Origin of the sequence: Rhodococcus sp. NPDC019647 (assembly GCF_044389235.1) — a bacterium.
Classification (GTDB): Bacteria; Actinomycetota; Actinomycetes; order Mycobacteriales; family Mycobacteriaceae; genus Rhodococcus_F; species Rhodococcus_F oxybenzonivorans.
In genome coordinates, this window is record NZ_JBIRXS010000001.1 from 638,048 (window position 1) to 664,613 (window position 26,566).

The window sequence follows — 26,566 nt, forward strand, 5'->3', positions numbered from 1 at the left end:
GGATCAGACCTGGGCACTGGAGGGGCGCGTCAATTCGGCCTCCTGGGAGATTCGCCGAGTCGGCAGTGGATGCGGCCATGCCCGAAAGTGAACCGTCCACGGGAATCGCGACGGATGCCAAGTCGTCGAGGCGCGGCAAACCCGGAAACCTCCCACTGGACCTGACTAGTTTCGTCGGCCGTCGGCAGGAGATGGCGGACACCCGCCAGTTGCTGTCCGGATCGCGGCTGGTAACTCTCATCGGAGCAGGTGGTGTTGGCAAGACCCGGCTCGCACTGCGGGTCGCAGATGTCTCGCGCAGGATGTACGACGACGGTGTGTGGTTCGTCGAACTCGGCGAACTACGCGACGGCGAATTGCTAGCCCAGGCAGTGTCCGGCGTGTTGGGGCTACAGGATCACTCGGTCCGGCCGCCCATGACTGTTCTCACCGAACAGCTGGCCGAGAGCCGGATCCTGCTCGTTCTGGACAACTGCGAGCATCTCGTCGAGGCCGTTGCGGCTTTTGCGCAGACCGTTCTGCGGACGTGCCCCAGTGCCCGCATCCTTGCTACCAGCCGCGAGTCGCTTGATATCCGCGGGGAGATGGTGGTTCGCGTACCTCCGCTGTCGCTGCCGGAACTCACGCGATTGACGTGGTCTCTGCGCGAGATGTCGCAATATGACGCGGTGATCCTGTTCGCACAGCGCGCGGCCAGCGCAGTGCCTGGTTTCACGCTCACCGAGGACAACATCAGCGTGGTCGCTGACATCTGTCGGCGGCTGGAAGGTCTACCTTTGCCGATCGAACTGGCGGCGGCAAGATTACGGGCGATGTCGGTAGAGCAGATAGTGGAGCGTCTCGGCGACCGACTCCGACTCCTCACACTCGGCGGCAGGGGAACGCCGACACGACAGCAGACGTTGAGGTTGTGCATCGACTGGAGCTACGACCTGTGCTCGTCGCGGGAGCAGTGGTTATGGGCCCGGTTGGCCGTGTTCGCCGGTGGTTTCGAACTCGACGCTGCGGAGGGAATCCTTGCGTCCGACACACCAGGAGAGTTGCTTGACCTACTCACGTCTCTGGTCGACAAGTCCGTCTTGATCCGTGAAGAGGTCGGCTCGGTGGTGCGGTATCGACTACTCGACACGATTCGCGAATACGGACGAGAAAAGTTGCACGAGGCGGGCGGATACACGGACCTTCAACGAAAACATAAAGATTGGTACGAGCGACTCGTGTTACGGGCGAAGGCTGAGTGGATCGGTCCGCAGCAGGTGGAGTGGATCGCCAGACTGGAGCGAGAGCAGCCGAATCTGCGCGACGCAATGGAGTTCTCCCTCAGCAAGGACGGTGAGGCGGAGGCCGGCATTCGAATTGTCACCGCGATGTATCAATTTTGGTTCGTCCGTGGACTGTTCAGCGAAGGCCGCCACTGGCTTGATCGTGCACTCGCGAGTAGGGAGGAGGACCAGCGCCCGTTCGACCGCATCGAAGCTCTGTGTACCAGCAGCGTGCTGGCCGCATTACAGGGCGACGTTACTGCCGGCACCGCATCGAAGGATCAGGCACGCGCTCTGGCTGATCGGATCGAAGACTCGAACCTCGACGCCTTGGTCGAATTCGCGGAGGGCTGCCTCGCAGTCTCGAGCGGAGAGCTTCGGCAGGGAATTACCCGCCTCGAGAAGGCAATCGTCGTCTTCCGTGCCGAGAACGACCTCAACCAGCTGGTCCCGTCGTTGGTGTGGCTGGCGCTCGCTTATGAGATGGTAGGAGACATCCAGCGGGGTAGGACGAGTTACGAGGAACTCATCGCGATGACGGAGTCGCGGGGGGAACGTATCTGGCGAGCAATGGCGCTGTGTGACTACGGGTTCACTTTGTGGCAGCACGGCGATCGCGGGCGTGGGACTGCACTCCTCGAGGACGGTCTACGGCTGTCACGGATGGTAGGTAGTCAACTGAGCTACGCCTGGGCCCTCGAGCAATTCGCGTGGACCGATGTCGAAGAGAGACCGGAGCGGTCCGCGGTGCTGCTGGGCGCCGCAGACGAATTGTTCAAGGCTATCGGCGGTCGCGCCCCTGATCTGACAAGTTTGGCCACGTTGCACGAGAAGTCTTGGCAGAACGCTCGGACATCGCTCGGCGACAAGGCATTCGAGTCCTCGATTCAAAGGGGCGCAGCGCTGAGCGCGGACGAGGCGGTAGCCTATGCCTTGGGTGAACGCCCGCGGACCGAAGCGCCCGCGGCAAGTGGCGCAAACTCCGCCCTGACCCGGCGCGAGCAACAAGTAGCCGAATTGGTCGCCGAAGGACTGAGCAACAGGGCTATCGCTGACCGGCTCGTAATTTCACAACGCACCGTTGAAGGTCACGTAGAGCACGCCCTCGTCAAACTCGGCTTCACCTCGCGCACGCAACTTGCTGCCTGGGTCCACGAACAGAAACCCGATCGCTGACCCACCTCGTCGCCCTGACTGCGCCGATCAGCGCGGGCGCTCCGCGCCTGTGAGTGGTTAACGAGTCTCTGCACTCGTTAACCACTCATGGGCGGCGCACCGCCTATAGCAGTTCGAGGACCATGGCCATGCCCTGGCCACCGCCGACGCACATGGTTTCGACATCGAACTGCTAGTCGCTGGACTGCAGGTTGCTCAGCAGGGTCGCGGTGATCCGGGCACCGATGTCACGCGAAACTACTGGTCCGCGGGACGGCCTGGCCGGTGCGGTCGAACGCTTCCGAGCTGTCGGAGGTCTCGGGTTCGTCGACGAAGATGTCGATGGTCAGGGGAGCGTTTCCGCCATACGTCGTGAAGTCGGTGACACCGGCTTCGGTGAGCACTTCGACGTCGAGGACTGTGCGACCGTTGTCGGTGCCCGCGGGACGGCCGAGTAGTTCGATTGCAGCGTCGGCCATGATTTCGGGGGAGCGTGAGTGTCGCAGGCTGTCGGATCCGCCGAGTAGGTTCCCGACCGCTGCTGTCGCGATCATTGTCTGCGGCCACAGGCAGTTGCTGGAGAAGGGCATATCCCCGTGTTCAGCCGCGATACCCAACGCGGCCAGCGTCATCCCATACTTGGCCAACATGTAGCCCGGGTGGGCGCCCAGCCAGTATTTCGACATGTTGAGCGGCGGTGAGAGCGTCAGTACGTGTGGGTTCGAAGATTTCCGCAGGTACGGAAGACACGCCTGGGTCAGCACGAAAGTGCCGCGCACGTTGACTTGTTGCATCAAATCGAACCGCTTCAGGGGCAGTGCCTCGGTCTTCGAGATGTCCAGCACGCTCGCATTGTTGACGACGATGTCGATGCCGCCGAAGTTGTCGCGGGCAGACTCCACGACTCGGGCGATATCGTCGGCGTTGCGGACGTCGCCCACCACCGGGACAGCGTGTCCGCCCAACTCGGCGAGTTCCGCGACGGCGCTGTGAATCGTTCCGGGTAGTCGGGGGTCAGGGGTATCAGTCTTGGCGAGCAGGACGATGTTTCCGCCGCGGCTCGCGATTGCCCGGGCGATAGCAAGTCCGATGCCGCGACTTCCTCCGGACATGACGGCGGTTCTCCCACGGAAGCTCTTGTCGTTCATCGTGATCCCTTCATCGTTGGCGCTGCGGCCGAGCCCCCTTCACGATAGGGAAGTCTTGTGATGGTGACCACGTCCGCGAAGAATCAAGAATGAGGCGTTGTTTGTTCTCATCGGACAAGCTCGTGTCGGACGGGTGAGGGCCGCAACCGCCGGTTGGCCAGAAAGGTGCAGGTGGAAGCGCTGATTATGACTTTCGAGGCGATTCGTCATGCGTGGGAGGTAACTGCTCTATTGTCTTCGCATGGCTTCACACGACGAGCGCACCGCGCTGTTGGTCGCAAGAATCGCAAGCTCGCTCAACCGGCGGTTGGTGTCGCTGACGGCAGACATCACCGACGTGCTGTACACGGAGATACCCGACTTGCGTGCCGATCGGCAGTTGCTCGAACTGCTCGGGGCGAGTGTCGAAGGAAACCTCGACACCATCTTTCACACGTTGCAGCACAACATTGCGCCGGAAAATCTGGAGGCGCCGGCCGCGGCGGTGGAGTACGCGAGACGCCTTGCTCAACAGGGGGTTCCGGTCAATGCGCTCGTACGCGCATATCGACTCGGACAGACCAATCTCCTCAAGTTGGTCTTCGACGAGTTGGGTGGGGAAGCGGTTGAGCCGGAACTGGGCGTTCCGGTGCTCGAGCGCATCATCACCGTGATGTCGGTGTACATCGACAGGGTGTCGCAGCAGGTGGTCGCAGTCTACGAGCGTGAACGGGAACGGTGGTTGGCCCACCAGAGTAGCGTGCGTGCTGTCCGAGTTCAGGAAATATTGGCGGGCAACGAACACCCGGATGCAGGGGCCAGCGCTGCCCTCAACTACGTCTTGAATCAAAATCACCTGGCGGCGATCATCTGGGCCCCCGATGCCGGTGCAGGAGACATGCTGGCCAAGATCGAATCGGCTGCACACGACTTCTCCGGGTTCATGGGGGCAGTGACCGATCCACTGTTCGTGGCGGCGGACCGCGTCACCGGATGGGTATGGGTTCCCCTCGGTACCCGCTCGGCTCCCCGGCGAGATTACATCGAGCTGCGCGAATTCCTTCACGACCGTCATTCGGAACTAGTTGTGGCTGTCGGTGGAATAACCTCCGGCCCAGAAGGATTCAGGCAGTCCCACGCGCGCGCCCAACGCGCACGAGCGCTTGCCATCGCTGCGGGAAAAAATGCCCCCGTCGCAATCGCATACGACGAACCGGGAGTGTCGACCGTCGCGATGCTGACCGAGGACCCCGGGGCTACCCGGACGTGGGTACAGAGCGTCCTGCGCGGCCTGGCGGCGGACAATGAGAACGCGGCGCGCCTGCGCGAGACCGTGCAGGTCTACCTCGCGAACAATCTCAGCAATGTTGCGGCCGCGAAAGTTCTCGACTTGCACTACAACTCAGTGAAGTATCGGGTGAAGCGCGCCGCGGAGGAGCGGGGGGAGGATTTCACTCGGGACCGCCTGTCCGTCGAACTCGCCTTACTCGTGTGCCAATGGTTGGGACCGGCTGTCCTGACACTGGATCAGGCGAAGGGTGGGCACGTGGGTGGGCAGTGATGCCAGGGGCAGCTGGTCCCGCTTCACTTCGAGGGCGTATCGACCTCCGGTTGCGTCCCGGTCGGCGAGTCTGTGCCTGTCCGCGGTGGGTGGCCGGAATTTCTCACGGCCTCGTCGAGGGTGATGTAGCCATCGCAGGACAGTCCGGCGGCCGTGAGAAGCGCTGCGTAGAGACGTTTCAGCATGGTGTGTCGGTTCCTCTTCGTGAGTGTCGTTGGTCGTGCGCATCGGCACCGCAGGATCGCTGCGGCCTGCGATTATCCTTGCCGGCGCGACGACGCAGAACTGCGGCGCCGATCCCGTCCGGGCGCGGACGTGTCGTTGCCAGTGCACGCGCCAACCGCATGGCCTCCGGCAATACTTCGTGCGGATGAACGATCCGGTCGATAATTCCGCACCGCAGGGCGGTCTCCGGGTGGAGCGTGTCTCTGAGGGAAACCGACTCGAACCGGAGTCTGCCGCCAAGTGCACCGAAGCGGAAATTGCAGTCCTCGAATCGCCGCACTTCTCGGGGCCCGAGGGTGGCGTGGGAACTGACGATGGCAGCGTTACACGCCAGGACGAGATCGAGGCCTCTGCCCGAGGCTGAACCGTTCACGGCTGCAATCACAGGCTTGTCGATCTCGTGGCGAACGAAGCCAGCAAAGCCCCATTCCGGGTGTCCGGGTGCGTCGATACTGTGCCCGGCGGACAATGCCGCAACATCCGCGCCGGCACAGAAGGTGTCTCCCGCGCCTGTGATGATGCCGACTCGAAGATCGGGAGAACGAGCCAGGGTCTCCATCGCCGCGGCGACCCCGGCTGAGACCGCCGCGTCGACGACGTTACGCAAGTCGGGTCTATTGAGAGTGATGACTGCGACCGACCCGCGTCGCTCCAGGAACGCCGCACCACGGTGATCGCTTCGTCCGAACTGCTCGACCGCCTTGTCCTTCCTGTTCAAGCGCAGTACCTGCGGCTACAACACATCGTCGCCGTGTCTGCGCAGGTAACGCAGTGCGGATTGGGCGGCGTTGTATCCGCTCATTCCATGGGCGCCGGCGCCCGGCGGCGTTGACGCCGAGCACAAGTAGGTTCCCGGTACGCCGGTGCTGTAGGGGTCGAGGGCGATGCGCGGCCGGAGTACCACCTGGGTCTCGGTGTTGGCGCCGCCGATGATGTCGCCGCCGACATAGTTGGCGTTCGACTGGGCAAGTTGTGCGGGCCCACTGCTTACTGTCGCGACGACGCGGTCGCGGAAGCCGGGGGCGAACCGTTCGATCTGCGCGGTGATCGCCGACGTCGCATCGCCCGTGTACCCGTGCGGCACATGTGCGTACGCATACAGCGGGTGCAGATTCCCTTTCGATCGGCCGGCGTCGGCGAGATACTGCTGCCCCACGAGGACGAACGGCCGCTGTGGCATCCTGCCGGATGAGACATCCTTTTCGGCGGCCGCGATTTCCGCGAATGTGCCACCGAGATGCACGGTTCCGGCGCGGCCGCAGTCGGGGTCGCGCCAGGGCACCCCGCCCTCGACGGCGTAGTCGACCTTGAATGCCGCCGGTCCGTGCCGGAACCGGCGATACGCACGCGCGACTCTCTGTGGAATCTGCTCGCCGAAGATGCTCAGTGCGGCGGACGGTGACAGGTCGAGCAGGACGACGTCCGCGGGAGGAATGTCGGCGATACTGTCCACCCGGACACCTGTGGCAATCTTCCCGCCCCAGTCGGTGAGCACGGCCGCCAGAGCGCTGGTGATCGACTGCGATCCCCCTTCGGCCACCGGCCATCCGTAGCGGTGGCCTGCGGCGATGATCATCAGGCCGACGGCGGACGTCGCTGGACGGTCGAGCCGGTAGTACGCGTGCGCGGCCACACCCCCGAACAGTGCCCGGCCCTTCTCGGTGCGCCACCACCGGGCAGTAATGCCGGCCGGCAGCAGCGCCCGGGGCCCGAAGCTCGCCAGCTTCAGCGGATGACGTGGAATGTTCACGATCGGACGCATGAGGTCGGCGGCGAGATCGTCGAACCCGTCGGCAAGGTTTCCGAACATCCGCTGCCAGCGAGGCCCGTCGGCCCCGAGGCCGGCGGCTGTTTCGTCGACGGAGCGGTGCAGAAGGCCTGCTTCCCCGCTGTCGAGCGGATGCGCGCAGTCGACGTCGGCCCACTTCCAGCTCAGGCCGTAGCGTTCGAGGTCGAGCGTCTGCAAGTACGGCGACCCCGCTCCCATGGGGTGGAACGCGGAGCACTCGTCGTGCAGAAGCCCCGGAAGGGTGAGTTCGCTCGAACGGGTCCCGCCGCCGATGGTGTCGGCCGCCTCGAGGACCTGGACCTCGACGCCGTGCCGGGCGAGGTGGACCGCGGCAGCGAGCCCGTTGGGCCCGCTGCCGACCACGACCGCTGTGCTCACTGCCGCACTCCTGTGCCTGCGTCATCGTGATACGGCGAATCAGCTTGCCTGCTGCGCATTCCCGGTTCCGGCACGGTTCCGGGATCGGTGAGTGCCCGGTCGGCGTCGATGTCCAACGTCCACTGTACGTCGAACGGGATGGGACCGTTCGGCAGCCACGGTTGCTCGGCGATGGCGTCGGACACCTTGTAGGTTCCGCGTTCGATGACGCCGAGGGCGGCGTCGATCACCTTGTACTCTTGGATGCCCTTGTGGATGGGCTGCGATTCGATCCACGCGATCAGGAACTCGCCGGGCGCGAAGTTGCAGCGCCGCTGAATGGCCGCGATGAGATGCTCGTTGTGGAGGTGCCCGTCACCGAAGTTGAAGGCCACCAGCGAGTTACAGCTGAACTCGGCCTCGCGCAGCGAGTAGGTGTCGATGTCGTCGCCGAGATGGCGACTCATCAGCGACAGCAGAGCGCGGCCCTGGCTGTGCATCGACCGCCAGCCCAGCAGTTGGTGCATCACGACGTCGGCGACCTCGGGCGGGTACGTCGCGAGTAGCTGAGTCCGGGTGTTCTGGCTGGGGCGCTTGATGAACTGGTCGAGCTTGTCTTCCGCGCCCGGCGCGAACGCCCAGGTGGCCGAGGCCCAGTTGCCGGCGTATTGCCGCATCGAGGGCAGGAACGAGACGAGGTCGGGGCGAAGATTGCCGAGGATCGGGAAGAACACCAGCGCGGCGATGATCGCGGCGAGCAGTAGCGGTGAGGAGAAGTCGCCCAGCCCGTAACCGGCGGCGTTGGGGAATCCGAGGAACAGGAAGACTGCCGCGTAAGCGAACAGCAGGTTCCATTCGAGGGGCACTGCGAGCGGGAACGTCGACAGGATGAACAGGTGGAACGCGACCATCAGCGCAACAGCGAGCAGGGTAACGGTTCCATTGGTGGTGAACAGCAACACCAGTGGCGTCACTACCTCGACGACGGTGCCCAGGACGTGGGCGACACCGCCGGCGACGATGGACGGCCGCAGGTCGTTCGGGAAGCTGCGGTAATGGGCGCGCTTGATCGTCTTCGACGGCAACCAGGGAGTGTTGGACAGCATCGGGGGCACCACCATCGAGAAGTGGTGGCCCAGCTTCGACATGCCGGCGCCGACCCACACCGACACGATGAGCAGCTTGAGCGCGACGATCATGTCGACGAACGGAAGAACACCGAAGAAGACGACGGCCGGGAAATACTGCTCGCCGCGGGCGGCGATGAAGATGACCTTGTCACGCAACCCGATCACGACGAGCAGCGCGATCAGAGGCAACAAGAGTGTGGGATTCACCAGGCCGTGATTGCCGGGCAGTGCCGCGTCGATGGACGGTGTGTGGACACCGGCGAGCCCGAGTGCGAGGACGATGTCGACCAAAATCGCGACGTAGACGACAACGTCGAAGACGGTGCGAGAGTCGCCGGCTGTCAGTGGCACCTTCCCCGGCCAGGGTGGTAGGCGGATGGTGCCCGGCCGCAGCCAGAACAGAGCGCCACCCATCATCGGCTTGAAGTGGCCGGCGAGTGGCCCCCAGGAACCGCCCAGGCCGATGGTCTCGATCAGCAGCGTCCACAGTATGAGCTTCTGGTACACGATCGGCGCGTTCCACCACGCGCCGATGTCGAGCACGTTGTATCCGGAGGTGAATGTCGCGATGGACAGCCCGGCGCCGATGTAAAGGACCAGCAGTTTCAGAATGTAGATGGTGTGCACCATCTTCGGGGTGCCGAAGCCGTAGTCGACCCAGTGCGTCGACATGGCGCGCATGCGGTCGAAGAAGGGACGGTCGAGGAATGTTGCGGGGTCTACTTCGGGAAAGTTCCCGGTTGTGAATCCCATCGGAAGTCTCCTGGATAGGGCGGGCGGGCGGGGGTAGGGGTCATCGCCTCGGGTGTGGCCCGAGTTGCGACGGGTGCTGTGGTGGCGGTGAGAGCGGGTTGCTCAGCCGCGAGCAGTGGTGGACAGCCGGTGCCGGCTGCGCAGTCCGGGTTTGTCGATTTTGCCGACGGGGTTGCGGGGCAAGGCGTCGACGACATGTATAGCCACGGGAAGTTTGACTTTCGTGAGCCGCTCACGGAGGTGGTCGGTGAGCTGTCCATCGGTCACGGGGCTGTCGGGATAGGGGACCACGTAGGCGACGGGTACCTCGCCATACACTTCGTGAGGTGCGCCGACCACGGCTGCCTCGAGGACGCTGTCGTGGGTGGCGAGTGCGTTCTCGATCTCCTTGGGGTAGATGTTCTCGCCGCCCCGGATGATCATGTCCTTGATCCGGTCGACGAGGGTGAGGTAGCCGTCCTCGTCGAGTCGACCGACGTCGCCCGTGTGGAGCCAGCCGTCGACAACGGTCCGGTGCGTCTCCTCGGGACGCCTCAGGTAGCCGTGCATCACGTTGGCGCCGCGGATGACGATCTCGCCGACAGTTCTCGGTGGCAGCAGGACGCCGGACTCATCCATGATCGCAAGGGTCTGCCCGGGCAGTGCGGGCCCGACGGTGCCGAGTTTGCGGACGCCGCCGGGTGGGTTGCACGCCGACGCGCAGGTACCCTCGGTGAGCCCGTACCCTTCGACGATCACCAGGCCGAAGCGCTGTTCAGCGCGTTCGAGCAATTCCTTGGAAATCGGCGCGGCTCCGCAGACCCCGAACCGCAACGACGACGTGTCGGTGACAACCTCATCGGGTTGGGAGACGAGCAGTGCGTAGATTGTCGGGACTGCGGAGAAGTATGTCGGCCGCAGCCGGGCCACGTCGTCGAAGAATCGGGCCGGGGAGAACCGGCCGGTGATACTCAGTTGCCCTCCGGCCAGCATCGGTGCGAGGAAGCTGACACAGATCGCGTTGACGTGAAACAGCGGCAGGATGAGCAGACAGTGGTCATCGGCGGTGAGCGAAAGATGCTCGGCAAGCGAAGAACTCATGAATTGCAGGTTGTCGTGCGTGAGCATGACGCCCTTGGGTCTTCCCGTCGACCCCGACGTGTAGATCAGTAGCGCGACGTCGCTGCCGGCCGGGCGGAAGTCCTGGGCGGGCCCCGAGGGCAGGGAGGTGTGCATCTCGTCGACCGCAATCGACGGACGACCGGCGCTCGGAGCGTCCGGTCCCTCGTTCACGACCAGGGCGGCGTTGGCGTCGGTGATCTGGTACTCCGCTTCGGCGGCGGTGAAGGTGGGGTTGACCGGTGTGGCGGCCGCACCCAGCCGCCACGCCGCCATGAGGACGACGAGCAGTTCCACCCGGTTCGGCAGCATCACCGCGACGACGTCACCCTCGCGGACCCCGTGCTCGCTCAGTTGCGCCGCGAACGCATCCACCCGATCGGCGAACTGCCGGTACGTGAGGTCGCTGTGGTCGTCGCGCAGGCACGGTGCGTCGCCGTGTGTGGGCGCGAGGTCCCAGGTGAAATAGCCGATGTCGGACACTGTTTCGATCCCTTCGTTGCCGTGTGATTCACGACACTATGCGCGGGGACGGTGCTCCGAAATATTCCGCGAGGCTCGAGTTCGCGCCCGGTTTTGTCCGCGGCGGACAAGACCGGATCTGGAGCGAGGCACGGCGCGTAGTGAGTGGTGCATGCGCGGATCATCGACAATGACGCATGAAGGCGCCCGTGACATGCATACCCTGGTGAAGGGACACGCGTCCCGTCAGACCGCCCCGCGGACGAGGATGACCTGCCTGTCAGGAGCCGGATACATGGCCGAACAGATCGATGACTACTTCACCACCACCATCAACGAGATGGTCGGCGCGGTACCGATGGGGGAACGTGATCGCGACGGAGCCGTGGAGGCACAGTCGAGCCTTTCCGTGCAGGACATTCTGGACTTGTTCGATTCGCAATTGGGCAGCCGTCATCTCGATCTCGCGGCGCGCTGGTTACGCTCGAAAGGTAAGGGCTTCTACACGATCGGCTCATCCGGGCACGAGGGAAACGCCGTCGTGGCCCGCGCCCTCCGTCTGACCGATCCGGCGTTGCTGCACTACCGCTCCGGTGCGTTCTTCCTCGAACGCGCCCGGCAAGTGCAGGGCAGCGACCCGCTGCGCGATGTGCTCCTCGGCGTCGTCGCCGCCGCCGAGGAACCGATGTCGGGTGGCCGGCACAAGGTGTTCGGTCGCCACGACCTCAATATCATCCCCCAGACCTCGACGATCGCATCTCATCTGCCGCGTGCGGTCGGCGTTGCCTTTTCCCTCGCGCGCGCCGCCAAGCTACACGTCCTCTCACCCTGGCCCGACGATGCGATCGCAGTGTGCAGTTTCGGAGATGCCTCGGTCAACCACTCGACCGCGATCGGCGCCATCAACACCGCTGTCTACTCGGCGTTTCAAGGCCTTCCCATTCCGCTGCTGTTCGTCTGCGAAGACAACGGCATCGGGATCAGCACCAAGACCCCGGCAGGGTGGATCGGCGCCAACTTCGGGAATCGTCAAGGGCTCGAGTACTTCACCGTCGACGGATCGGATCTGCCGATGGCCTACGCCACCGCGCAGCGTGCCGCCGACTGGGTCCGCAGGAACAGGCGCCCGGCGTTCCTGCATCTGCGCACGGTGAGACTGATGGGCCACGCCGGATCCGACGTCGAAGCCGCCTACCGCACCACCGGCGAGATCACCGCAGACTTCGACCGAGATCCGGTGCTGTGCACTGCACAACTGCTGATCGAGCGCGGGCATCTCAGCCCGAACGAGGTGCTTGCGCTCTATGAGAAGAAGCGCGCAGAAGTCATCGGACTCGCACGGCACGTGAGCGAGCTACCCCAACTCGATAGTCCCGCCGCAGTGATGCGACCACTGAGGGAGGGCCTCGACGAAGCGATGGCGGCCGAACCGCGACGAACCCACCTCGCTCGCCGCGCACACATCTTCGGCGGCCCGCTACCCGAAGAAGAGGGCCCACTGACCCTGGCCTCGTCGATCAACCGTGCCCTGCTCGACGTGCTCATCGAGTACCCGGAGTCGCTGATCTTCGGCGAGGACGTCGCCCGGAAGGGCGGCGTCTACGGGGTCACACGCGGGCTGATGAAGAAAGTCGGGGTTGCCCGCGTCTTCGACACCCTCCTCGACGAACAGGCGATTCTCGGGCTTGCACTCGGCGCGGGAGTCTCCGGGCTGCTGCCGATCCCGGAGATCCAGTACCTCGCGTACCTGCACAACGCCGCCGACCAGATCCGCGGTGAAGGCGCGACCCTGCAATTCTTCTCCGATCGTCAATACCGCAACCCCATGGTGGTGCGTATCGCCGGTTACGGGTACCAGAAGGGATTCGGGGGGCACTTCCACAACGACAATGCCGTCGCAGCGTTACGTGACCTCCCCGGCATAATCATCGCCTCCCCGGCCAGGCCCGACGACGCCGCGGCCATGATGCGCACCTGTGTTGCGGCCGCCCACAGCGCCGGAGCGGTGTGCGTGTACTTGGAACCGATTGCCCTATACCACACCAGGGATTTGCACGCGGACGGCGACGAGCAGTGGCTCGCCCCCTACCCGGATCCACTGAAGGGCGCCGAGAATTCCGTACAGATCGGGCGGGCGCGCACCTATGGCAAGGGAACGGACCTGACCATCGTCACCTTCGGTAACGGGGTGCACATGAGCCTCCGCGTGGCGCGTCGCCTCGAACGAGCCGATATCTCGACCCGGGTGGTGGACATGCGGTGGCTCGCGCCGCTGCCGGTGCCGGACATCGTCCGCGAGTCGAATGCCACCGGCCGAGTCCTCGTCGTCGACGAAACCCGGGCAGCGGGTGGTGTGGGGGAGGGCGTCGTCGTGGCATTGGTGGACCAACGCTTCACCGGCCGCCTGGCCCGGGTTGCGAGCGAGAACAGCTTCATCCCCCTCGGCGACGCCGCACTCGAGGTCCTGCTGTCCGAAGACACCATCGAGGGCGCGGCGCTCGAAGTGGTGCGGGGGCGCTGACTCCCCGCACCGGACGCGTCGGAAGGATCATCTTCTTTCACAGGCCCGCCAGCGGTGGTGAGGTGCCGCTGGGGGGTCATGCCCTCGAAAGCGTGTCGACTCAGTCGGTTTCCCAGGAGAAACCGTCCGGATCGGTGAAGGTGCCGGCGTCGCTGCGGATGACGATTCGACGGGCGCCGGTGCCGTCGGGGGAGACGCCCGCGTCCTTCGCGAGGGCGCGGCGCCCGTAGAGCGCGAGCTTGACCTTCGGACCGGTGGCGAACTCGACGTACTTGCGTCCGAAGCTTCTCGTCACCTCCAGACCGTGGTCGAGGTAGAACTGCTTGCCGGCTTTGACATCTCCGACTCCGAGGAGCAGCACGAGGTCCTCGAAGTGCCGGGTGGCCGGTCCCTTGTTCTTCTTCGACGACGTCGCGACTTTCCACAGGGCGCCGTCGGGGCCCTGTACGACGCCGCCGTACCCCCAGAGGCTCTTCTTGGCCGGTGAGATTGTGGCGCCGCCGTTGTCGAGGGCGGCCTCGATGTAGGCGTCGACAATGTTCGGTTGGGACACGACGAGTGAGAGAGTGAAACCGCGGAAGCCGGTGGTCGGTGCATCCGCGTCCCGGGCAGTGATGTGGGCATCGACGCCGAGTGCGGTGTGGAAGGCCTTCGCGGCGGTGGGCTCGGGAGTGTCGAGGGTGAGACTATTGATGGTGATCATGTCAGCGCTCCTCCTTGATCTCGTTGATGCGGATGAGGTTTCCTGCGGGATCGCGGACGGCGCAGTCACGGATGCCGTACGGCTGGTCGATCGGTTCCTGGACGATCTCGGTGTCGCTTGCCGCGAGCTGGGCGAAGGTTGCATCCAGGTCGGGAGTGGCCAATGTGAGGATGGCGTAGGTCCCCTTGGCCATCATCTCGGTGATGGTGCGGCGCTCCTCGTCGGTGATCCCGGGATCGGCCGCCGGTGGGTGCAGAACGAGGGAGGTACCGGGCTGGTCCGGATGTCCCACAGTGATCCAGTGCATCCCGTTGTAACCCACGTCCTTGCGGACTTCGAACCCGAGGATGTCGCGGTAGAAGGCCAGCGAGGCCTCGTGGTCGGTGTGCGGAAGGAAGGCCGAGTGAATGGTGATGTTCATGTGAGTGACGTTAATGCTGCCCGCGATGAGACGCTTCTCGATTCCTGACCGGTCTGCGAACGCTCACATTTCTGACGGAACCGCGCTCCTTGCTTCGCCGGGTGAGTCGAGCGTCGAGGTGGCCTGGCGGTTCGGCCACCACACCGCGTCCCCGACGAGCGTGAACAGCGCCGGGATGACGAGTGTTCGCACCACGAACGTGTCGAGGAGGATGCCGAGGCCGACGACGATGCCCAGCTGGGTCAGTGTGATCAGCGGCAGCACGCCGAGGACGGCGAACACGGCGGCGAGTACTATTCCGGCACTGGTGATGACGCCGCCGGTCGCGGCAACAGCCCGCACGATCGCGGCCCGCGTGCCCCGCCCCGGTGTTTCCTCCCGGGCCCGGGTGACGAGGAAGATGCTGTAGTCGACGCCGAGTGCCACGAGGAACAGGAACGCGAACAGCGGAACGGTGTCGTCGAGCGCGGGGAACCCGAAGATGCGCGTGCTCACCCAGTTGCCCAGCCCGAGCGCCGCGACCGCGCTGAGTACCGTCGTCCCGACGAGGACCAGCGGTGCGACCACGGCCTGCAGGAGCACGACGAGCACGGCCAGGACCACGAGAAGGATCGCTGGAATGACGATCACCTGGTCCCGGAGGGCGGCGTCCCGCTTGTCCAGCGCCTGGGCGTCGCTGCCACCGACGAGCGCTTCCGCACCGTCGATGTCGGTCAAGGCTGCCCTGATGGTGTCGATGGTTGCGAAGGCCCCCTCCGTTGCAGGTGGTGCGTCGAGTACGACGGCCCATCGCGTCAGACCGGTGTTCGACCGGCCGGCCTCGCTCACCGACACGACCCCTTCGGTATCGGCGAGAACCCGCTGCACGGCGTCGGTCGCTTGCGTGCGGGCGACCACGGTGGTGGGGTCGGAGAGTCCGGACGGAAAATGAGCAGCGAGAGTGTCCAGGCCGTCGACCGATTCCGCTGCGACCCGGAACTGTTCGGTTTGGGACAGCCCGACGTGGGTGCCGATCAACCCCGCCGCACAGACCCCGAGCGCCACAATCGACGCAAACGCGGTGCGTCGCGGGTGTCGTGCTACCGCGGAGGCGACCCGGAACCAGGCGCCGTGCGTGGTGTTGTCCGGGTCGCCCACACGGGGCACGAACGGCCAGAACAATCGCTTTCCGCTGAGTGCGAGAGCGGGCGGGAGGACCAGCAGCACGAAGATGAGCGCTACCAGCAGGCCGGCGGCCGCGAGCACACCCAGGCTGCGGGTACTGGGAATGGTCGCCAACAGCAGGGTCAGTAGGGCAAGTACCACAGTGACATTGGACGCGACGATCGCCGGTCCGGCCCGGCGCACGGCGTGGCGCAAGGCGACCCGGTGGTCCGGCTCCGCGCGCAGTTCCTCCCGGTAGCGGGAGATGAGGAGTAGCGCGTAGTTCGTTCCGGCACCGAAGACCAGCACGCTCGTGATGCCGGACGTCGACCCGTCGAAGGTCAGCCCGGTCAGTTCGGCTACGGCAGTACCGACGGTCGACGCAACCCGATCGGCGAAGCCGACCACGGCGAGTGGCACGAGCCAGAGGATCGGTGAGCGGTAGGTGACGATCAGCAGGACCGCGACGACAAGCGCAGTGACCGCGAGCAACGTGACATTTGCGCCCGAGAACGAGTCGGCGATATCAGCGCCGAATGCCGGACCTCCTGTCACCTGCGCCAGAAGCCCCGGAGGTAGCGAGTCGGTGGCCGCCGCCCGCAGTTCGGCGACGCGATCGTTCAACGCGAAACCTGAGAGTTCCGAATCGGCGGGAACCTGTCCGATCACCGCTCTGCCGTCCGGTGACGGGATGAGTGCCGGTCCTGGGCTCGGTTCGAGGGTGCGGTCGACACCGAGCATCCGGTTCCGGGCCGCGTCGAATGCCGCGAGGTCCGCGTCGGTCAACACGCCGCCGTCGGCACGACTGCCGACGAGAATCGCCGGTGTCACCCCCGATTCGGGAAAGTCGGCGAGGAGGCCGTCCACCTCGGCCGATTCCGCAGACGCGGGCAGGGAGGTCGGTGACTGTCCCGCGGAGTCGTTGCCACCGACGAACGCCATGAAAGCGCCGGCCAAGACAAGGACGGTGAGGGCCACTGCCCACGACCGCTGTCCGGTCACGGCGGAGGCGAGTCGATCCCAGATAGCGAGAGAACGGTGTTCTGTCGGTGCATGCCCATCGGTGTTCACCCTCAGAATATTTCAGAAACTGAATAGTTAAGCAACTGAGAGGATCGGAGGGGATAGGCTGTCGGCCGACCGCTGAGAGGGCCTAGAGATGACAGACGACATGCCGGACAGTGCTCGTCCCGACGCGAGAGCGAGACTGGAAGCAGACATTTCGGCAGATGTCCGCGCGATGACCGTGGCGTCGGAGCAGATCGGACGCACTTTCGGTGCGCTGCACGATCTCAGCCCCAACGACTTCCAGGCGCTGATGCACGTCATGGTCGCCGACACCAATGGCACGCCGCTGACCGCCGGGGAACTGGGGAGCCTGCTCGGGCTGTCGTCGGCGGCGGTGACCTATCTGGTGGAGCGCATGCTGACGTCAGGGCATATTCGGCGGGAGGCAGACCCTTCGGACCGCCGGAAAGTCATCCTGCGTTACGACGACCACGGGCTGGAAGTAGCCCGCGAGTTCTTCGCCCCACTCGGACAGCGCACGGCGCGTGCCCTACGGGACGTCCCCGATGCCGACCTGGCTGCTGCCCACCGCGTGTTCGCAGTGCTGATCGACTCGATGCAGAGCCACTATGAGGATCTCGGTGGAAAGAACATCCGACACCTGACCGCGCGCCGGACCACCTGAGAAGTCCGTGACGTGGATAGTCTCATGCAATGAAGACCCGGCCGCTGCTGCGTTCGCCAGTGTTGCGTGTGTCGGTGTGGTCATCGATGGGGGTGGCTGTGGTCTTCGGTGCCACGGCATGTATCGGAGCTGTCGACCGTGCTGAATTCGACGCGGATATGCGATCCCGGGGCGGGGGTATGACCTCGGCCCTCGTCGGCGACGGTTTAGCAGCGCTCGCGGTTCGCTACGGCGTCGCAGAAGTGCAGGTGACAAATCTGGACATCGCGCCGGTCGAGCAGTTGGCTGTCACCGTCCGCGATCCGGCGAATCCCGATCAGCTCGACCAGTACACCTTCGATGGTGAGAATGTAAGTGAGCCCAGTCCAGTGGTGGTCTCTGCGCTGGAAGACCTGGATGCCCGCGCCTTCACCCTCGACGACGTTCCGGCATTGGGTCGAGTCGAGCATCTGGTAGACGAAGCCCTGTCCCGCAGCGGTCTCGAGGGCGGTCAGGTAGTCGGCATCTCGGTGACCAGGGCCGGCGGAATTTCGCCGACAGCGACGGTCGAGTCGCCGCGGTCGCGGTCGGTGGTCGTGTTCGATGCCGACGGAGCGGTGGTCGGGGTGCATCCGCTATGACCGAGCCGGTGGAACTGGGTGTAGATCCCCGACCTCGGAAGCGCTTTGCGGCCAAGCCGCTCCTGTTGTGGGGAATCGGCATTACGGTGAGCGTCGGCTTCCTCACCCTGATCTCTTCGCTGATCTGGCCGGGACAAGCCGTCTACCTTGCGCCTGTGTTCTGCGAACAGCCCGGACACGACGCGGTCGTCGTGTCGGATACCTATTCCACCGGGGACGGTCGGTCCACCAATTTCACCCTGTACTGCGTGGGAGAACGGGGGCAGACGACCGACAAGGGATGGCTGCAACCCTTCCTCCTGATGTGGGCCGCCTACCTGGTGGTGGTCGCGGTAGTCGTCTCGGTGGTACTCATCGCAGCGAAGGGTCGATCGGGGTCAGAGGAATTGTGATGCCGGCCGGTCCGGAGAAGGTCGAATTCAGCTTCGAATAAGACTGTCGGACAGCGACTTTTCGTACGACGCCCGCTTTGCCGGTTCGCACCGGTACTGCCCCGTCGCGGTATGCCGGAAGCGGTTGCCGTCCGCGCTGACGGTTTGGCCGCAGTAACGGCATTCGTGACCGCGTACGCCCAATCGGATCGTCTCGGCGGTGGGGTAGGTGTTGACGGTCATGGTTCTCGTTCTTCGCTGTGGTCTGTTCAGTGGGCGATGTGGACTGTTCGGTGGGCAGGAAGTCGATCACGCGTATTCGGCGGCGACCCCGGAAGTGCCGAACTCGGCGGTCCGGGTCAGGGCTTGCCAGACGACGTCGTACCGCTTGACGGTCATCTCGTCCGCGTCCGCCAGGAGGCTGTCGAGAAGGGATCGCGGATCGTCTTGCCACGCCTGCCGGGCGTGCGCGACCACGCGGTTGGTGAACAGCCCCGATTGGGCGAGTGCGAACGTCCATTCGTCGAGGTCGCCGGAATGGATTCGCTCGACGGTGTCATAGTCGAATCCCTCCGCGACGAAGTCGCGAGCGAACGTCGCGGTGACATAGTCACCGCAGGTAAGCGGTTCTGCCTTCATGGTGCGGGACCTCTCCTGCAATCGACGCGGTTCCGGAAGCCGCCGGGTTACGCGTGTGTGTGACAAGTCACAGACTGCCACCGGGTGCGGCTACGCCACATCGGCCGGATGGCCCGTGGGTATACCTATTTTTCGTCTCCCGGTACCTTCCCGGGGGCCGCAGGCAGCGGAGTCCGTGCCGTCCCCTCCGCCCCGTCTACCCCTTCGACCTGCGGAAAGCCGGTTCTAGGGCTGTGCAACCACGATGTTCCCGCCGGAATCCGTGCACGTGATGCTGTATCCAGTCGCCGCGGAGTGTGGGTCTCCCTTTGTTCGGCATTTCCATCCGTCGACGTCGTACACCGCGTCCGTCGCGTCGGGGGCGGTGAAGTACCTGTTGAGCATGGCGTGAGCAGCGTCGCAGCGGATCGTTCCCTTCACGATGACGACCGTTGCGGGTTCGCCTGTCAGCGGGTAGACGACGCGGCCACACTGATTCGATCCGCCTTCCAACTGGGGAAGAGGAGCTGCGGTCGGCTCGGTAGGCGTGATCTGCGGTGGGCCGGCGTCGGGGGTGCCCGGTATCGGGGTGAATTCGAACTTGTAGCCGCCGGTCGAGATGGTGAATCCCTGATTCGTTGCGTTCTCTCTGCACGAGACGCCCGAGAACTGCACATTGCAGGTGAAGCCGTCGGCAGACAAGGTCGACCCGTAGGGGAGGACGTTGGGGTTTCCGGGGAAGAGTGGCTGGTGCGCGGTCTGGAAGCTCGGTCCCTTCGCGGCTTCGATGGCGACGATGTTTGCTTCGGCGGAGCGCGCGGGGGCCTGGACGGGGATTTGTAACGGGCCGGGAACTCCTGGAGGCGTCCCCGGCGTGTGAGACGCGCAGGCGACCATCTCGTTCGCCGGGGTGATCGCGCAGAGCCATTTTCCTGACGGGGTGACGAAGCCGTAGGCGCCACTCGGGTCCCCGGCGGCATACTGCTCCCGGTCGACACCGCTCGTGTCGCGCTCCTCGGCTGCCGGCGGTTCGCCCGAGGTGCCGACCGCCCCGCTCGCCACCACCGTCGACGCGCTCGGTGACGACGAGTCCGCGTCTCGACTCCCTGATCCCGCGAGCAACAGCGCGGAGGCGACGGCAATCGTTACCAGTGCCACCGCGCGTCCGGGCGGAATCAACTCCATACGACGCACCCCTCCTCTGATCGCCCTCGGTCTCGTCTCGACCAGTAGAGATGTTCCCACGGATGCACCTGTGCCGAGTGATATCGAGAGAAGGCAGCAGGGGTAACCCGCCGATGACCGTGGGTTCCGAACCGGGTGCTTCCGCGAAACGTCACCTGAAGGGCAATGCGGCATCGAGCGGAGGAGGTCACTTTCGAGTTGGTCGCTCGTCCAGACCTTCGGGGCCAGAGGCGCTTTCGTATCAGGAGTCAGTTCACGCTTTCGGCTTCTCCTCGTCCGGGATCTCGCACAGATTCGGAATCTCTTGAAGGAGAGGTAAACCTGACCCGTGATCGGTTCACGTATGGCAGTACGGCCAGGCGATGGGCCGAGGTGCTTGTCGCCGTGTATCTCGGATGAGTAACGGGATGTTCCGGGAGTGCGGATCGGTGTTCCGGGAGCGCGGATGAGAGTTAAATTGACTCTCACAGGCATATGGGAGTTCGACAGCGAGTAAGCCCAGCTCAAGGTCCGCCGCCGCCCGCCCGGTTCTGTTCCAACCCGTGCGGGAGGCATAGCGTTTCGGGGTGCGCGATGATCGAAGTGGTGTCAGGGCTCCTCGCGGGGAGAGGCGAGCCCGTCGTGGTCGGGTCCGTACCTCCTGAACGACAAGATGAGGACGCACGTGGTACCGGCGTCTCACTCCGAAGGCTGCTCGGGATTGCGGCGTTGACCCCGGCGCAGGCGTCGTGGCTCATCATCGATGCGCTCGACCAGCTCGAGCTGGCGCGAAGCCGAGGCCGCCTACCGATCCTGTTCCGAGACGATGCCGTCACAGTGTTCGAAGATGGAAAGCTCACGATCGAGTTCACCGGGCGTGCGGCGTCCTGGCGCGAGATCAGCGATGCGATGGCCGACCTGTTGGGAAGCATCGCGGCGAACTGCCGCGGGTCCGCACTGGTTGACCGGATACACGAATCAATCACAGAAGCAACAGATCTCGATGATGTGATGCAACGAGTTCGTCGTGCAATCGCACCTGACATCGACCCGGCCGACGAAGAGAGGACGCGGCGACAACTCGGCGCGCTGGTCTCCGCCACGCTGGGGCGTCAACTATCGGACGGCCGTGAGGCGGGGGAGGAACGGACCCCTCCGGGGCGCCGGCCGGGGGTTGCCGGGGCATCACTTGCCACCGGCGACTGGTTTCCACCGGTTCGAAGTCCATGGCACCGCAGAAAGAGACGGCTCTCGCGTCGCCGTGGTGCGCTGGGTCTCATCGCGATCGTGGTGCTCGCCGGAGCGCTGTGGACGGCACCGCGGGTGTGGTCGGAATTGCGTCGCGGCTGGGATGCCGTTCTGAATCCGGTGAATCCGTCGGACCAGAATCAGATCGCCCCGGTATCGCCGCCGCCACCCGAACCCACCGGCGATCCGGGTTCACCGGCACCGGGGGGACAGCGTGCGGAACCGATATCGGTGGAGGTTGGGGCCCCCGCAAGTGCGGGGATCATCACGTTGGTTACCGCCACACTCGCCAACGGCGAATGCACGTCGGAACGTGCGTGCGACATCAGGGTCGACGTTCATCTCGACTCGGCCCCGAATGAAGGCACCGTGGTCTGGAAGCTGAATGTGTACGACCGATGCTCGGGCGAGGTGCGGACGGGCAACGAGGTGTCGCTCCACGTCCCACCCGGCGCGCAACAGGTATACGGCATCGGCCGGACAGATCTGCCCCCCAGCACTGCCCTCGCCGTCGCTGCGGTCACGAGTTTCCCCGCGACAGCCGCCTCGGAGCCGGTGCTGATGCCTGCCGAGAACGCATCCTGCTGAGCATCGGGGAGCGGTGAGACATGCAGGAAGACAAGCGGGAATCGGATCCCTGGATCGTCACGGCAGCTGTCGTCCTCGTGGTGCTCGGACTGCTCAATCTGACGTCGACGGGGATGACCTCGCACGCCGTTCGCCATGCCCTCTTCGCTGCAGCCGGACTCGGATTGATGCGCGTCGTCTCTCGCCTGCGGATGGGTGACCTGCGGGCATTCGGCTGGGCGATATTCACTGTCACCACCGCGATGCTGGCTGCCGTCCCACTCGCCGGGGTCGCGACCAAAGGCGCCCAGCGCTGGCTCGACTTCGGCATATTCACCATTCAACCGTCCGAATTGGCCAAGCTGGCTGTGGTTCTGGTGTCGGCGGGGTTGCTTGCTGCGGGGTTCACACTCGGCCGATTCGTTGCGACGCTGGCGGTCGTGGGAATCCCCGTGGCGCTGGTCGCACTGCAGCCCGACCTGTCGACTGCCGTCGTCCTCGTGGTGACCGCGGGATTCATGCTCGTCCTGGCGCGGGTTCCGTTGTTGCCGTTGTTGCCGTTGTTCATGCTGGGAATCGCCTCGTTGCCACTCGCCGTGCTCTTTCTCCGGCCGTACCAGCTCGAACGCGTCCATGTGTTCCTGTCGAGCAATGCCGACCCGAGCGGGGCGGGGTGGGCCGAAATGCAGGCGAACATCGCGATCGGTAGCGGCGGGTTGTGGGGCCTTTCGCGTGACCCGCTCTTCGAGGTGCGTGCCGAATACCTTCCCGAATCGGAACACGACCTGGCGTTCGCGAGCCTGGTGTACGGATGGGGCTTGATCGCCGGAATCGCTGTCGTGGTGGCGAGTTCGGTCATCGTGTGGCGGGCTGCACTCGCAGCCAGAACGGCACGGACGAGGGAAGCGGCACTCGTCGCAGCAGGCGTCGGTGGACTGTTCGGGATCCACGCACTCGTGTCGATCGGTGCGAGTCTCTCCTTGCTGCCGCACAACGGCATGCCGATTCCGCTGTTCAGCTACGGAGGCACTGCGGCGATCATCGGCTTCGTGGCCGTCGGACTGGTGCTCGCCGTGCGTAGAGACGGTGTAGCACGACCGCTCTGGGCGCCGGAGCCGCGACGCCGCCGCCGGCCGAGAGGGCTGTCCGTCGGCGCAGTGACCGTCACTGCGCTGCTCGTCGCGATGTCCTTGTTCACCTGGCAGCTGCAGCACGACCGAGGCGCGGACCTACGTGCGATGAGCGACCAGCAGATGATGCGCTGTATCCGCCTGCCGGCCGAGCGCGGTCTCGTCGTCGATCGCAATGGTGTTCCCCTCGCAGTGAACGTCGCGGAGTATGCCGTAGCGGTGGTCGCCCGGATGTTCGACGAGAACGACGCCGGTTCCCGCCGCCGCCTCGCCTCACTGCTCGGTATCTCGCCGGAGGAGGTGACGAGCGTCGTGCGGGAACGTGGCGAGGGCGAACAGGACGTCGTCGTGGGGACAGTCGCCCCCGAAGTCGCTCGGCGCGTTGTGGACGCCCGTCTGCCCGGGGTTCTCGTGGTGCCTTCCGGCCGCCGACACTATCCGTACGGCGCGGTGCTCGCCTCCGTCCTCGGACACGTCGGGGTGGCCGACGAGCAGGACATGGAACGCTGGCCGCACCTTGCCCTCGGATCGCGGGTCGGCAAGGCGGGACTCGAGAAGCAGTACGACGCCCTGCTGCGCGGCAGCGACGGCAAGCAGTGCGTCTACGTGAATCCGTCCGGGCATCCCGTCGCCACCGGGGAGCGGGTAGACCCTGTACGAGGGCATGACCTGCGGTTGCACCTCGACGTCGGCGTGCAGAACCTTGCCACGGATGCGCTCACCGAGGCGATGCGTAAGAGCAGGGGCGACCTAGGCGCTGCCATCGTGATGGATGCGCGCAACGGGGCCGTGCTGGCGATGGCCAGCGTTCCCGGATTCGACAACAACGTCTACGGCCCCCCGGCCGACCTCGTTGCCCTGGCGGCTCAGGCCCAGACCCCGGGCCCGAGCCCGTTGCTGAACAACGTGACTCAGACCGCGGTGCCGCCCGGTTCGACATTCAAAATCGTCGTCGCCGCAGCGAATACGCAGCACCCGGTCCTGGCGCCGGAGACCGTGATCGAAACCGGTGCCGCCTATACGTACGGCGGCCATACCTTTCGGAACTGGCAACCGATGGGCCCCCATAATCTGCTCCAGGCGATCCAGTGGTCGGACAACGTCTACTTCTACAAGCTCGGCGAACTCCTCGGTCCCGAGAACATCGCCGCAGTGGCCGACCAACTCGGTGTCGGCCGGCGATCGGGGATCGACCTTCCCGGCGAGGCCGAGGGCTTCCTCGGAACCCCGGCCAATGTCGGAAGTATCGGCGCCACTTGGTATCCCGGATCTACGCTTCTGATGGGAATCGGCCAAGGCACCGTCAATGCCACCCCGATACAGGTGGCGCGCTGGACGTCGGGGATTGCGACGGGTGCGATGGTCACCCCCCAGTTGGCAGCAGGGTACGGGCCGGACGTCGTCCCCATCCCGACAGCGGAACCTGTGCGATTGCCCTTCGCGGACAGACTCGACCCGGTGCGGGCCGGGATGCGGGCATCCGCGGCGGCCGGCACGGCCGGACAGCTTGCGGAACTGCCGGTGCCGGCGGGTGCAAAGACGGGCACGGCCGAGGATCCGTCGGCGCCCGGCGAAGGTCTCAACGCCTGGTTTTCCGCGGTCGCACCCTTCGACGCTCCCCAGATCGTGGTGTCGGTGCTGGTTCGTGGCGGTGGTTTCGGGTCCGCGACCTCCGGGCCCGTCGTCAAGAAAATCCTCGAGCACTACTTCCCACGGCCGCCCGGCGTGCTGCCGATTCGGTGATCAATTGCTGTACGCGGCCACGACCTCGGGGTGCTCCAAGCACGCCGTAGCGCCTTCGGCGACGCAGGTGAGTGGCCGCTCGGCCGTCTTCACCGGGAATCCGAAGGCCTGCTCCAGCATCTCCGACACACCACGCAGCATCGACCCACCGCCGATGGCGAGCACACCTTCCGCCATCACGTCGCCGATCGCCTGGGCAGGAAGGTCCTCCAGGCATTCGGTCAGCGTCTGAACGATCCCCGACATAGTCGGGCGTAGGGCATCGACTACTTCCTCGGTTTCGAGCGTGACCAGACGTGCGCGGCCGGTCACGGCGTCACGGCCTTCCACGACGAGTGACTGTCCGTCCTCGGTGTCGGGCGCGCCCACCTTCGCTCGTTCGGCCGTGAGTTCACCGACGATGATGTTGTGCTCGGCCCGTAGGTATTGGTAGAGCGCGTGCGTGAGTTCGTCCCCGGCCAGCCGGCAACTGCGATGCGAGAGGATGCCACCGAAACAAATCGCCGTGACTTCCGAAGTGCCACCGCCGATATCCACAACGAGGTGGGCGCGCGGCTCGAGCGGGTTGATACCGCAGCCGAGTGCTCCCGCGACAGGTTCCGGTATCAAACCGACCTTCCGTAGGCCCGCCTCGTGCCCGACCTCCAGCAGAGCACGGCGTTCGAGAGGTGTGGCGCCCGCGGGGACCGCGATGACACCCTTCGGTCGCACGCCGTACGGCCTGTGTGGGGAGGCCCGTTTGATGACGGCGCTGACGAAGGTGCGGGCGGTTTCCAAGTCGACGATCACCCCGTTGTGCATCGGACGCACCTGCGTGATGCCGATGGGAGTGCGGCCGACGAGGCTGCGAGCATCGTGGCCGATGGCGAGGGCGCGGTGTGGTTCCTTGGTGCGAACGAGCATGAAGGACGGCTCGTTCAGGACGACACCCTCTTCCGGTGTGCCGACGACAGTATTGGCAGTTCCGAGATCGATACCCAGTCCACGCACGTCGGCCTCCGAAAGGGATTCGAGCGAGATGATCTAGATGCTACTCAGGGCCATCGACTCGCGGGCGGATATCGCGGTGACTCACGGTCGATTCCGGCTTCTGCACTCGAGCGACACTCATACGACGCCGACGGGTCTGTTGCACGAGCGGCCGAGTGCTCGGGAGTCGACGATCGACGCTTGACCGACGTGCCGTCCGGAAAGTGTTGGTAGAGCGGTCGAGACGGTATCAGGCACTGATCCGCTCGTCCCCCCGCTCATCGCCCTCGCCGTGGTGAGGATGTGGCGGCACCACTGCGTCGGTGTCGATGCTGGTCGGCCCTCTTCCGGGACGCCTCCGGCTCGTGCGCGTGGCCGACCGCTCGGAGGAGGTCGTGTTGGAGCCGGAGATAGGTGGCAAGCCACCGGTCGTCGACCGGTTCGTCGCGCAGATATGCCGTGAGGGCCGCGCTGTTGTGGTCGGCGTCCAACCACCTCCGCAGCTCGATGGTGCGATCCTGGACGGATTGCAGCAATTTGTGCTGTGGAACGGGCATTGGGTCTGCTCCTCTGGCTCAGAAGCTATTCCATAGTGGGAAAAGGTTGTTCGCGGTTGCGGTAACGACCTCCGGCAACCCATCGTGCTTCGTCCGGTAGCCATTGTGCTCGATGCGGTTGCCCGTTGGTGAGCGTTTCCCATTTCCGAAAACTCGGCAACCGCGAATCGCACGACCCT

General features: G+C 65.0%; 22 protein-coding genes. 8 read left to right on the plus strand and 14 right to left on the minus strand.

From position 1 onward, the window contains the following. The first annotated feature begins 77 nt into the window (after nt 1-77). Nucleotides 78-2,438: a LuxR C-terminal-related transcriptional regulator gene (locus tag ACH49N_RS03130; RefSeq protein WP_358270113.1), complete on the plus strand. Its 2,361-nt coding sequence runs from the start codon at nt 78-80 to the stop codon at nt 2,436-2,438. Between the two features lie 227 nt (nt 2,439-2,665). On the opposite strand, the gene ACH49N_RS03135 is transcribed toward ACH49N_RS03130, so the two are convergent. Next, a complete protein-coding gene (locus ACH49N_RS03135) occupies nt 2,666-3,565 on the minus strand; it encodes an NAD(P)-dependent oxidoreductase (RefSeq protein WP_358270111.1) in 900 nt (299 codons plus the stop codon). Nucleotides 3,566-3,806: 241 nt separating this feature from the next. On the opposite strand from ACH49N_RS03135, the gene ACH49N_RS03140 reads away from it, so the two are divergent. After that, complete coding sequence (locus tag ACH49N_RS03140) at nt 3,807-5,105, plus strand: helix-turn-helix domain-containing protein (protein WP_358270109.1); 1,299 nt, start codon at nt 3,807-3,809, stop codon at nt 5,103-5,105. A gap of 23 nt (nt 5,106-5,128) precedes the next feature. On the opposite strand, the gene ACH49N_RS03145 is transcribed toward ACH49N_RS03140, so the two are convergent. From ACH49N_RS03145 to ACH49N_RS03165, 5 genes are all read right to left on the minus strand, one after another. Then, a complete protein-coding gene (locus ACH49N_RS03145; protein WP_358270107.1) occupies nt 5,129-5,290 on the minus strand; it encodes a hypothetical protein in 162 nt (53 codons plus the stop codon). Then, on the minus strand, nt 5,284-6,048 hold the full coding sequence (locus tag ACH49N_RS03150; RefSeq protein ID WP_358270105.1) for an enoyl-CoA hydratase-related protein: 765 nt from the start codon (nt 6,046-6,048) through the stop codon (nt 5,284-5,286). The genes ACH49N_RS03145 and ACH49N_RS03150 overlap by 7 nt, the downstream gene beginning before the upstream one ends. 15 nt (nt 6,049-6,063) lie before the next feature. Beyond that, on the minus strand, nt 6,064-7,497 hold the full coding sequence (locus ACH49N_RS03155; protein ID WP_358270103.1) for an NAD(P)/FAD-dependent oxidoreductase: 1,434 nt from the start codon (nt 7,495-7,497) through the stop codon (nt 6,064-6,066). Continuing rightward, a complete protein-coding gene (locus ACH49N_RS03160) occupies nt 7,494-9,359 on the minus strand; it encodes a DUF3556 domain-containing protein (protein WP_358270102.1) in 1,866 nt (621 codons plus the stop codon). Before ACH49N_RS03160 ends, ACH49N_RS03155 begins: the two co-directional genes overlap by 4 nt. 102 nt (nt 9,360-9,461) lie before the next feature. Further along, entirely contained in the window at nt 9,462-10,940 is a 1,479-nt protein-coding gene (locus tag ACH49N_RS03165; RefSeq protein ID WP_358270101.1) for an AMP-binding protein, read from the minus strand. A 319-nt stretch (nt 10,941-11,259) separates the two neighbouring features. Here ACH49N_RS03165 and ACH49N_RS03170 point away from each other — a divergent pair, with 319 nt between their 5' ends. Continuing rightward, entirely contained in the window at nt 11,260-13,440 is a 2,181-nt protein-coding gene (locus tag ACH49N_RS03170; protein ID WP_397504410.1) for a thiamine pyrophosphate-dependent enzyme, read from the plus strand. A gap of 100 nt (nt 13,441-13,540) precedes the next feature. Here the strand turns inward: ACH49N_RS03170 and ACH49N_RS03175 are convergent, their stop codons facing one another. From ACH49N_RS03175 to ACH49N_RS03185, 3 genes are all read right to left on the minus strand, one after another. Beyond that, complete coding sequence (locus ACH49N_RS03175) at nt 13,541-14,140, minus strand: glyoxalase (protein WP_358270733.1); 600 nt, start codon at nt 14,138-14,140, stop codon at nt 13,541-13,543. Nucleotides 14,141-14,144: 4 nt separating this feature from the next. Beyond that, nucleotides 14,145-14,564, minus strand: a complete 420-nt coding sequence (locus ACH49N_RS03180) for a VOC family protein (protein WP_159922739.1) — start codon at nt 14,562-14,564, stop codon at nt 14,145-14,147. Nucleotides 14,565-14,627: 63 nt separating this feature from the next. Continuing rightward, complete coding sequence (locus ACH49N_RS03185) at nt 14,628-16,649, minus strand: MMPL family transporter (RefSeq protein ID WP_358270731.1); 2,022 nt, start codon at nt 16,647-16,649, stop codon at nt 14,628-14,630. A gap of 217 nt (nt 16,650-16,866) precedes the next feature. Here ACH49N_RS03185 and ACH49N_RS03190 point away from each other — a divergent pair, with 217 nt between their 5' ends. Genes ACH49N_RS03190 through ACH49N_RS03200 form a run of 3 tightly spaced genes read left to right on the plus strand, consistent with a single transcriptional unit; the run spans nt 16,867 to nt 18,412 of the window. After that, nucleotides 16,867-17,400, plus strand: coding sequence for a MarR family winged helix-turn-helix transcriptional regulator (locus ACH49N_RS03190; RefSeq protein WP_236603160.1), 534 nt, complete (start codon nt 16,867-16,869; stop codon nt 17,398-17,400). Nucleotides 17,401-17,429: 29 nt separating this feature from the next. Beyond that, nucleotides 17,430-18,020: a hypothetical protein gene (locus ACH49N_RS03195; RefSeq protein ID WP_358270097.1), complete on the plus strand. Its 591-nt coding sequence runs from the start codon at nt 17,430-17,432 to the stop codon at nt 18,018-18,020. Beyond that, a complete protein-coding gene (locus ACH49N_RS03200; protein WP_358270095.1) occupies nt 18,017-18,412 on the plus strand; it encodes a hypothetical protein in 396 nt (131 codons plus the stop codon). Before ACH49N_RS03195 ends, ACH49N_RS03200 begins: the two co-directional genes overlap by 4 nt. A gap of 27 nt (nt 18,413-18,439) precedes the next feature. Here ACH49N_RS03200 and ACH49N_RS03205 read toward each other — a convergent pair whose 3' ends face one another. From ACH49N_RS03205 to ACH49N_RS03215, 3 genes are all read right to left on the minus strand, one after another. Continuing rightward, complete coding sequence (locus tag ACH49N_RS03205) at nt 18,440-18,634, minus strand: hypothetical protein (RefSeq protein ID WP_159922735.1); 195 nt, start codon at nt 18,632-18,634, stop codon at nt 18,440-18,442. Between the two features lie 66 nt (nt 18,635-18,700). Further along, nucleotides 18,701-19,030: a hypothetical protein gene (locus ACH49N_RS03210; protein ID WP_358270093.1), complete on the minus strand. Its 330-nt coding sequence runs from the start codon at nt 19,028-19,030 to the stop codon at nt 18,701-18,703. Between the two features lie 225 nt (nt 19,031-19,255). Further along, nucleotides 19,256-20,194, minus strand: a complete 939-nt coding sequence (locus tag ACH49N_RS03215) for a hypothetical protein (protein WP_358270092.1) — start codon at nt 20,192-20,194, stop codon at nt 19,256-19,258. A 573-nt stretch (nt 20,195-20,767) separates the two neighbouring features. On the opposite strand from ACH49N_RS03215, the gene ACH49N_RS03220 reads away from it, so the two are divergent. Further along, nucleotides 20,768-22,009, plus strand: a complete 1,242-nt coding sequence (locus tag ACH49N_RS03220; RefSeq protein ID WP_358270090.1) for a hypothetical protein — start codon at nt 20,768-20,770, stop codon at nt 22,007-22,009. Between the two features lie 20 nt (nt 22,010-22,029). Beyond that, a complete protein-coding gene (locus ACH49N_RS03225; RefSeq protein WP_358270089.1) occupies nt 22,030-24,861 on the plus strand; it encodes an FtsW/RodA/SpoVE family cell cycle protein in 2,832 nt (943 codons plus the stop codon). Here ACH49N_RS03225 and ACH49N_RS03230 read toward each other — a convergent pair whose 3' ends face one another. Both ACH49N_RS03230 and ACH49N_RS03235 read right to left on the minus strand, forming a co-directional pair. Beyond that, a complete protein-coding gene (locus ACH49N_RS03230) occupies nt 24,862-25,851 on the minus strand; it encodes a rod shape-determining protein (RefSeq protein ID WP_109330329.1) in 990 nt (329 codons plus the stop codon). 257 nt (nt 25,852-26,108) lie between these two features. Next, a complete protein-coding gene (locus ACH49N_RS03235; RefSeq protein WP_236603156.1) occupies nt 26,109-26,387 on the minus strand; it encodes a hypothetical protein in 279 nt (92 codons plus the stop codon). Nucleotides 26,388-26,566: the final 179 nt, after the last annotated feature.

Bases quoted from the DNA above. Each gene is read 5' to 3' on its own strand.
- ACH49N_RS03190 (WP_236603160.1), top strand. From the start codon at position 16,867: ATGACAGACGACATGCCGGACAGTGCTCGTCCCGACGCGAGAGCGAGA.
- ACH49N_RS03195 (WP_358270097.1), top strand. From the start codon at position 17,430: ATGAAGACCCGGCCGCTGCTGCGTTCGCCAGTGTTGCGTGTGTCGGTG.
- ACH49N_RS03200 (WP_358270095.1), top strand. From the start codon at position 18,017: ATGACCGAGCCGGTGGAACTGGGTGTAGATCCCCGACCTCGGAAGCGC.
- ACH49N_RS03160 (WP_358270102.1), bottom strand. From the start codon at position 9,359: ATGGGATTCACAACCGGGAACTTTCCCGAAGTAGACCCCGCAACATTC.
- ACH49N_RS03185 (WP_358270731.1), bottom strand. From the start codon at position 16,649: ATGGCGTTCGTCGGTGGCAACGACTCCGCGGGACAGTCACCGACCTCC.
- ACH49N_RS03235 (WP_236603156.1), bottom strand. From the start codon at position 26,387: ATGCCCGTTCCACAGCACAAATTGCTGCAATCCGTCCAGGATCGCACC.
- ACH49N_RS03205 (WP_159922735.1), bottom strand. From the start codon at position 18,634: ATGACCGTCAACACCTACCCCACCGCCGAGACGATCCGATTGGGCGTA.
- ACH49N_RS03210 (WP_358270093.1), bottom strand. From the start codon at position 19,030: ATGAAGGCAGAACCGCTTACCTGCGGTGACTATGTCACCGCGACGTTC.
- ACH49N_RS03170 (WP_397504410.1), top strand. From the start codon at position 11,260: ATGGTCGGCGCGGTACCGATGGGGGAACGTGATCGCGACGGAGCCGTG.
- ACH49N_RS03215 (WP_358270092.1), bottom strand. From the start codon at position 20,194: ATGGAGTTGATTCCGCCCGGACGCGCGGTGGCACTGGTAACGATTGCC.
- ACH49N_RS03135 (WP_358270111.1), bottom strand. From the start codon at position 3,565: ATGAACGACAAGAGCTTCCGTGGGAGAACCGCCGTCATGTCCGGAGGA.
- ACH49N_RS03145 (WP_358270107.1), bottom strand. From the start codon at position 5,290: ATGCTGAAACGTCTCTACGCAGCGCTTCTCACGGCCGCCGGACTGTCC.
- ACH49N_RS03140 (WP_358270109.1), top strand. From the start codon at position 3,807: ATGGCTTCACACGACGAGCGCACCGCGCTGTTGGTCGCAAGAATCGCA.
- ACH49N_RS03130 (WP_358270113.1), top strand. From the start codon at position 78: ATGCCCGAAAGTGAACCGTCCACGGGAATCGCGACGGATGCCAAGTCG.
- ACH49N_RS03220 (WP_358270090.1), top strand. From the start codon at position 20,768: ATGATCGAAGTGGTGTCAGGGCTCCTCGCGGGGAGAGGCGAGCCCGTC.
- ACH49N_RS03180 (WP_159922739.1), bottom strand. From the start codon at position 14,564: ATGAACATCACCATTCACTCGGCCTTCCTTCCGCACACCGACCACGAG.
- ACH49N_RS03225 (WP_358270089.1), top strand. From the start codon at position 22,030: ATGCAGGAAGACAAGCGGGAATCGGATCCCTGGATCGTCACGGCAGCT.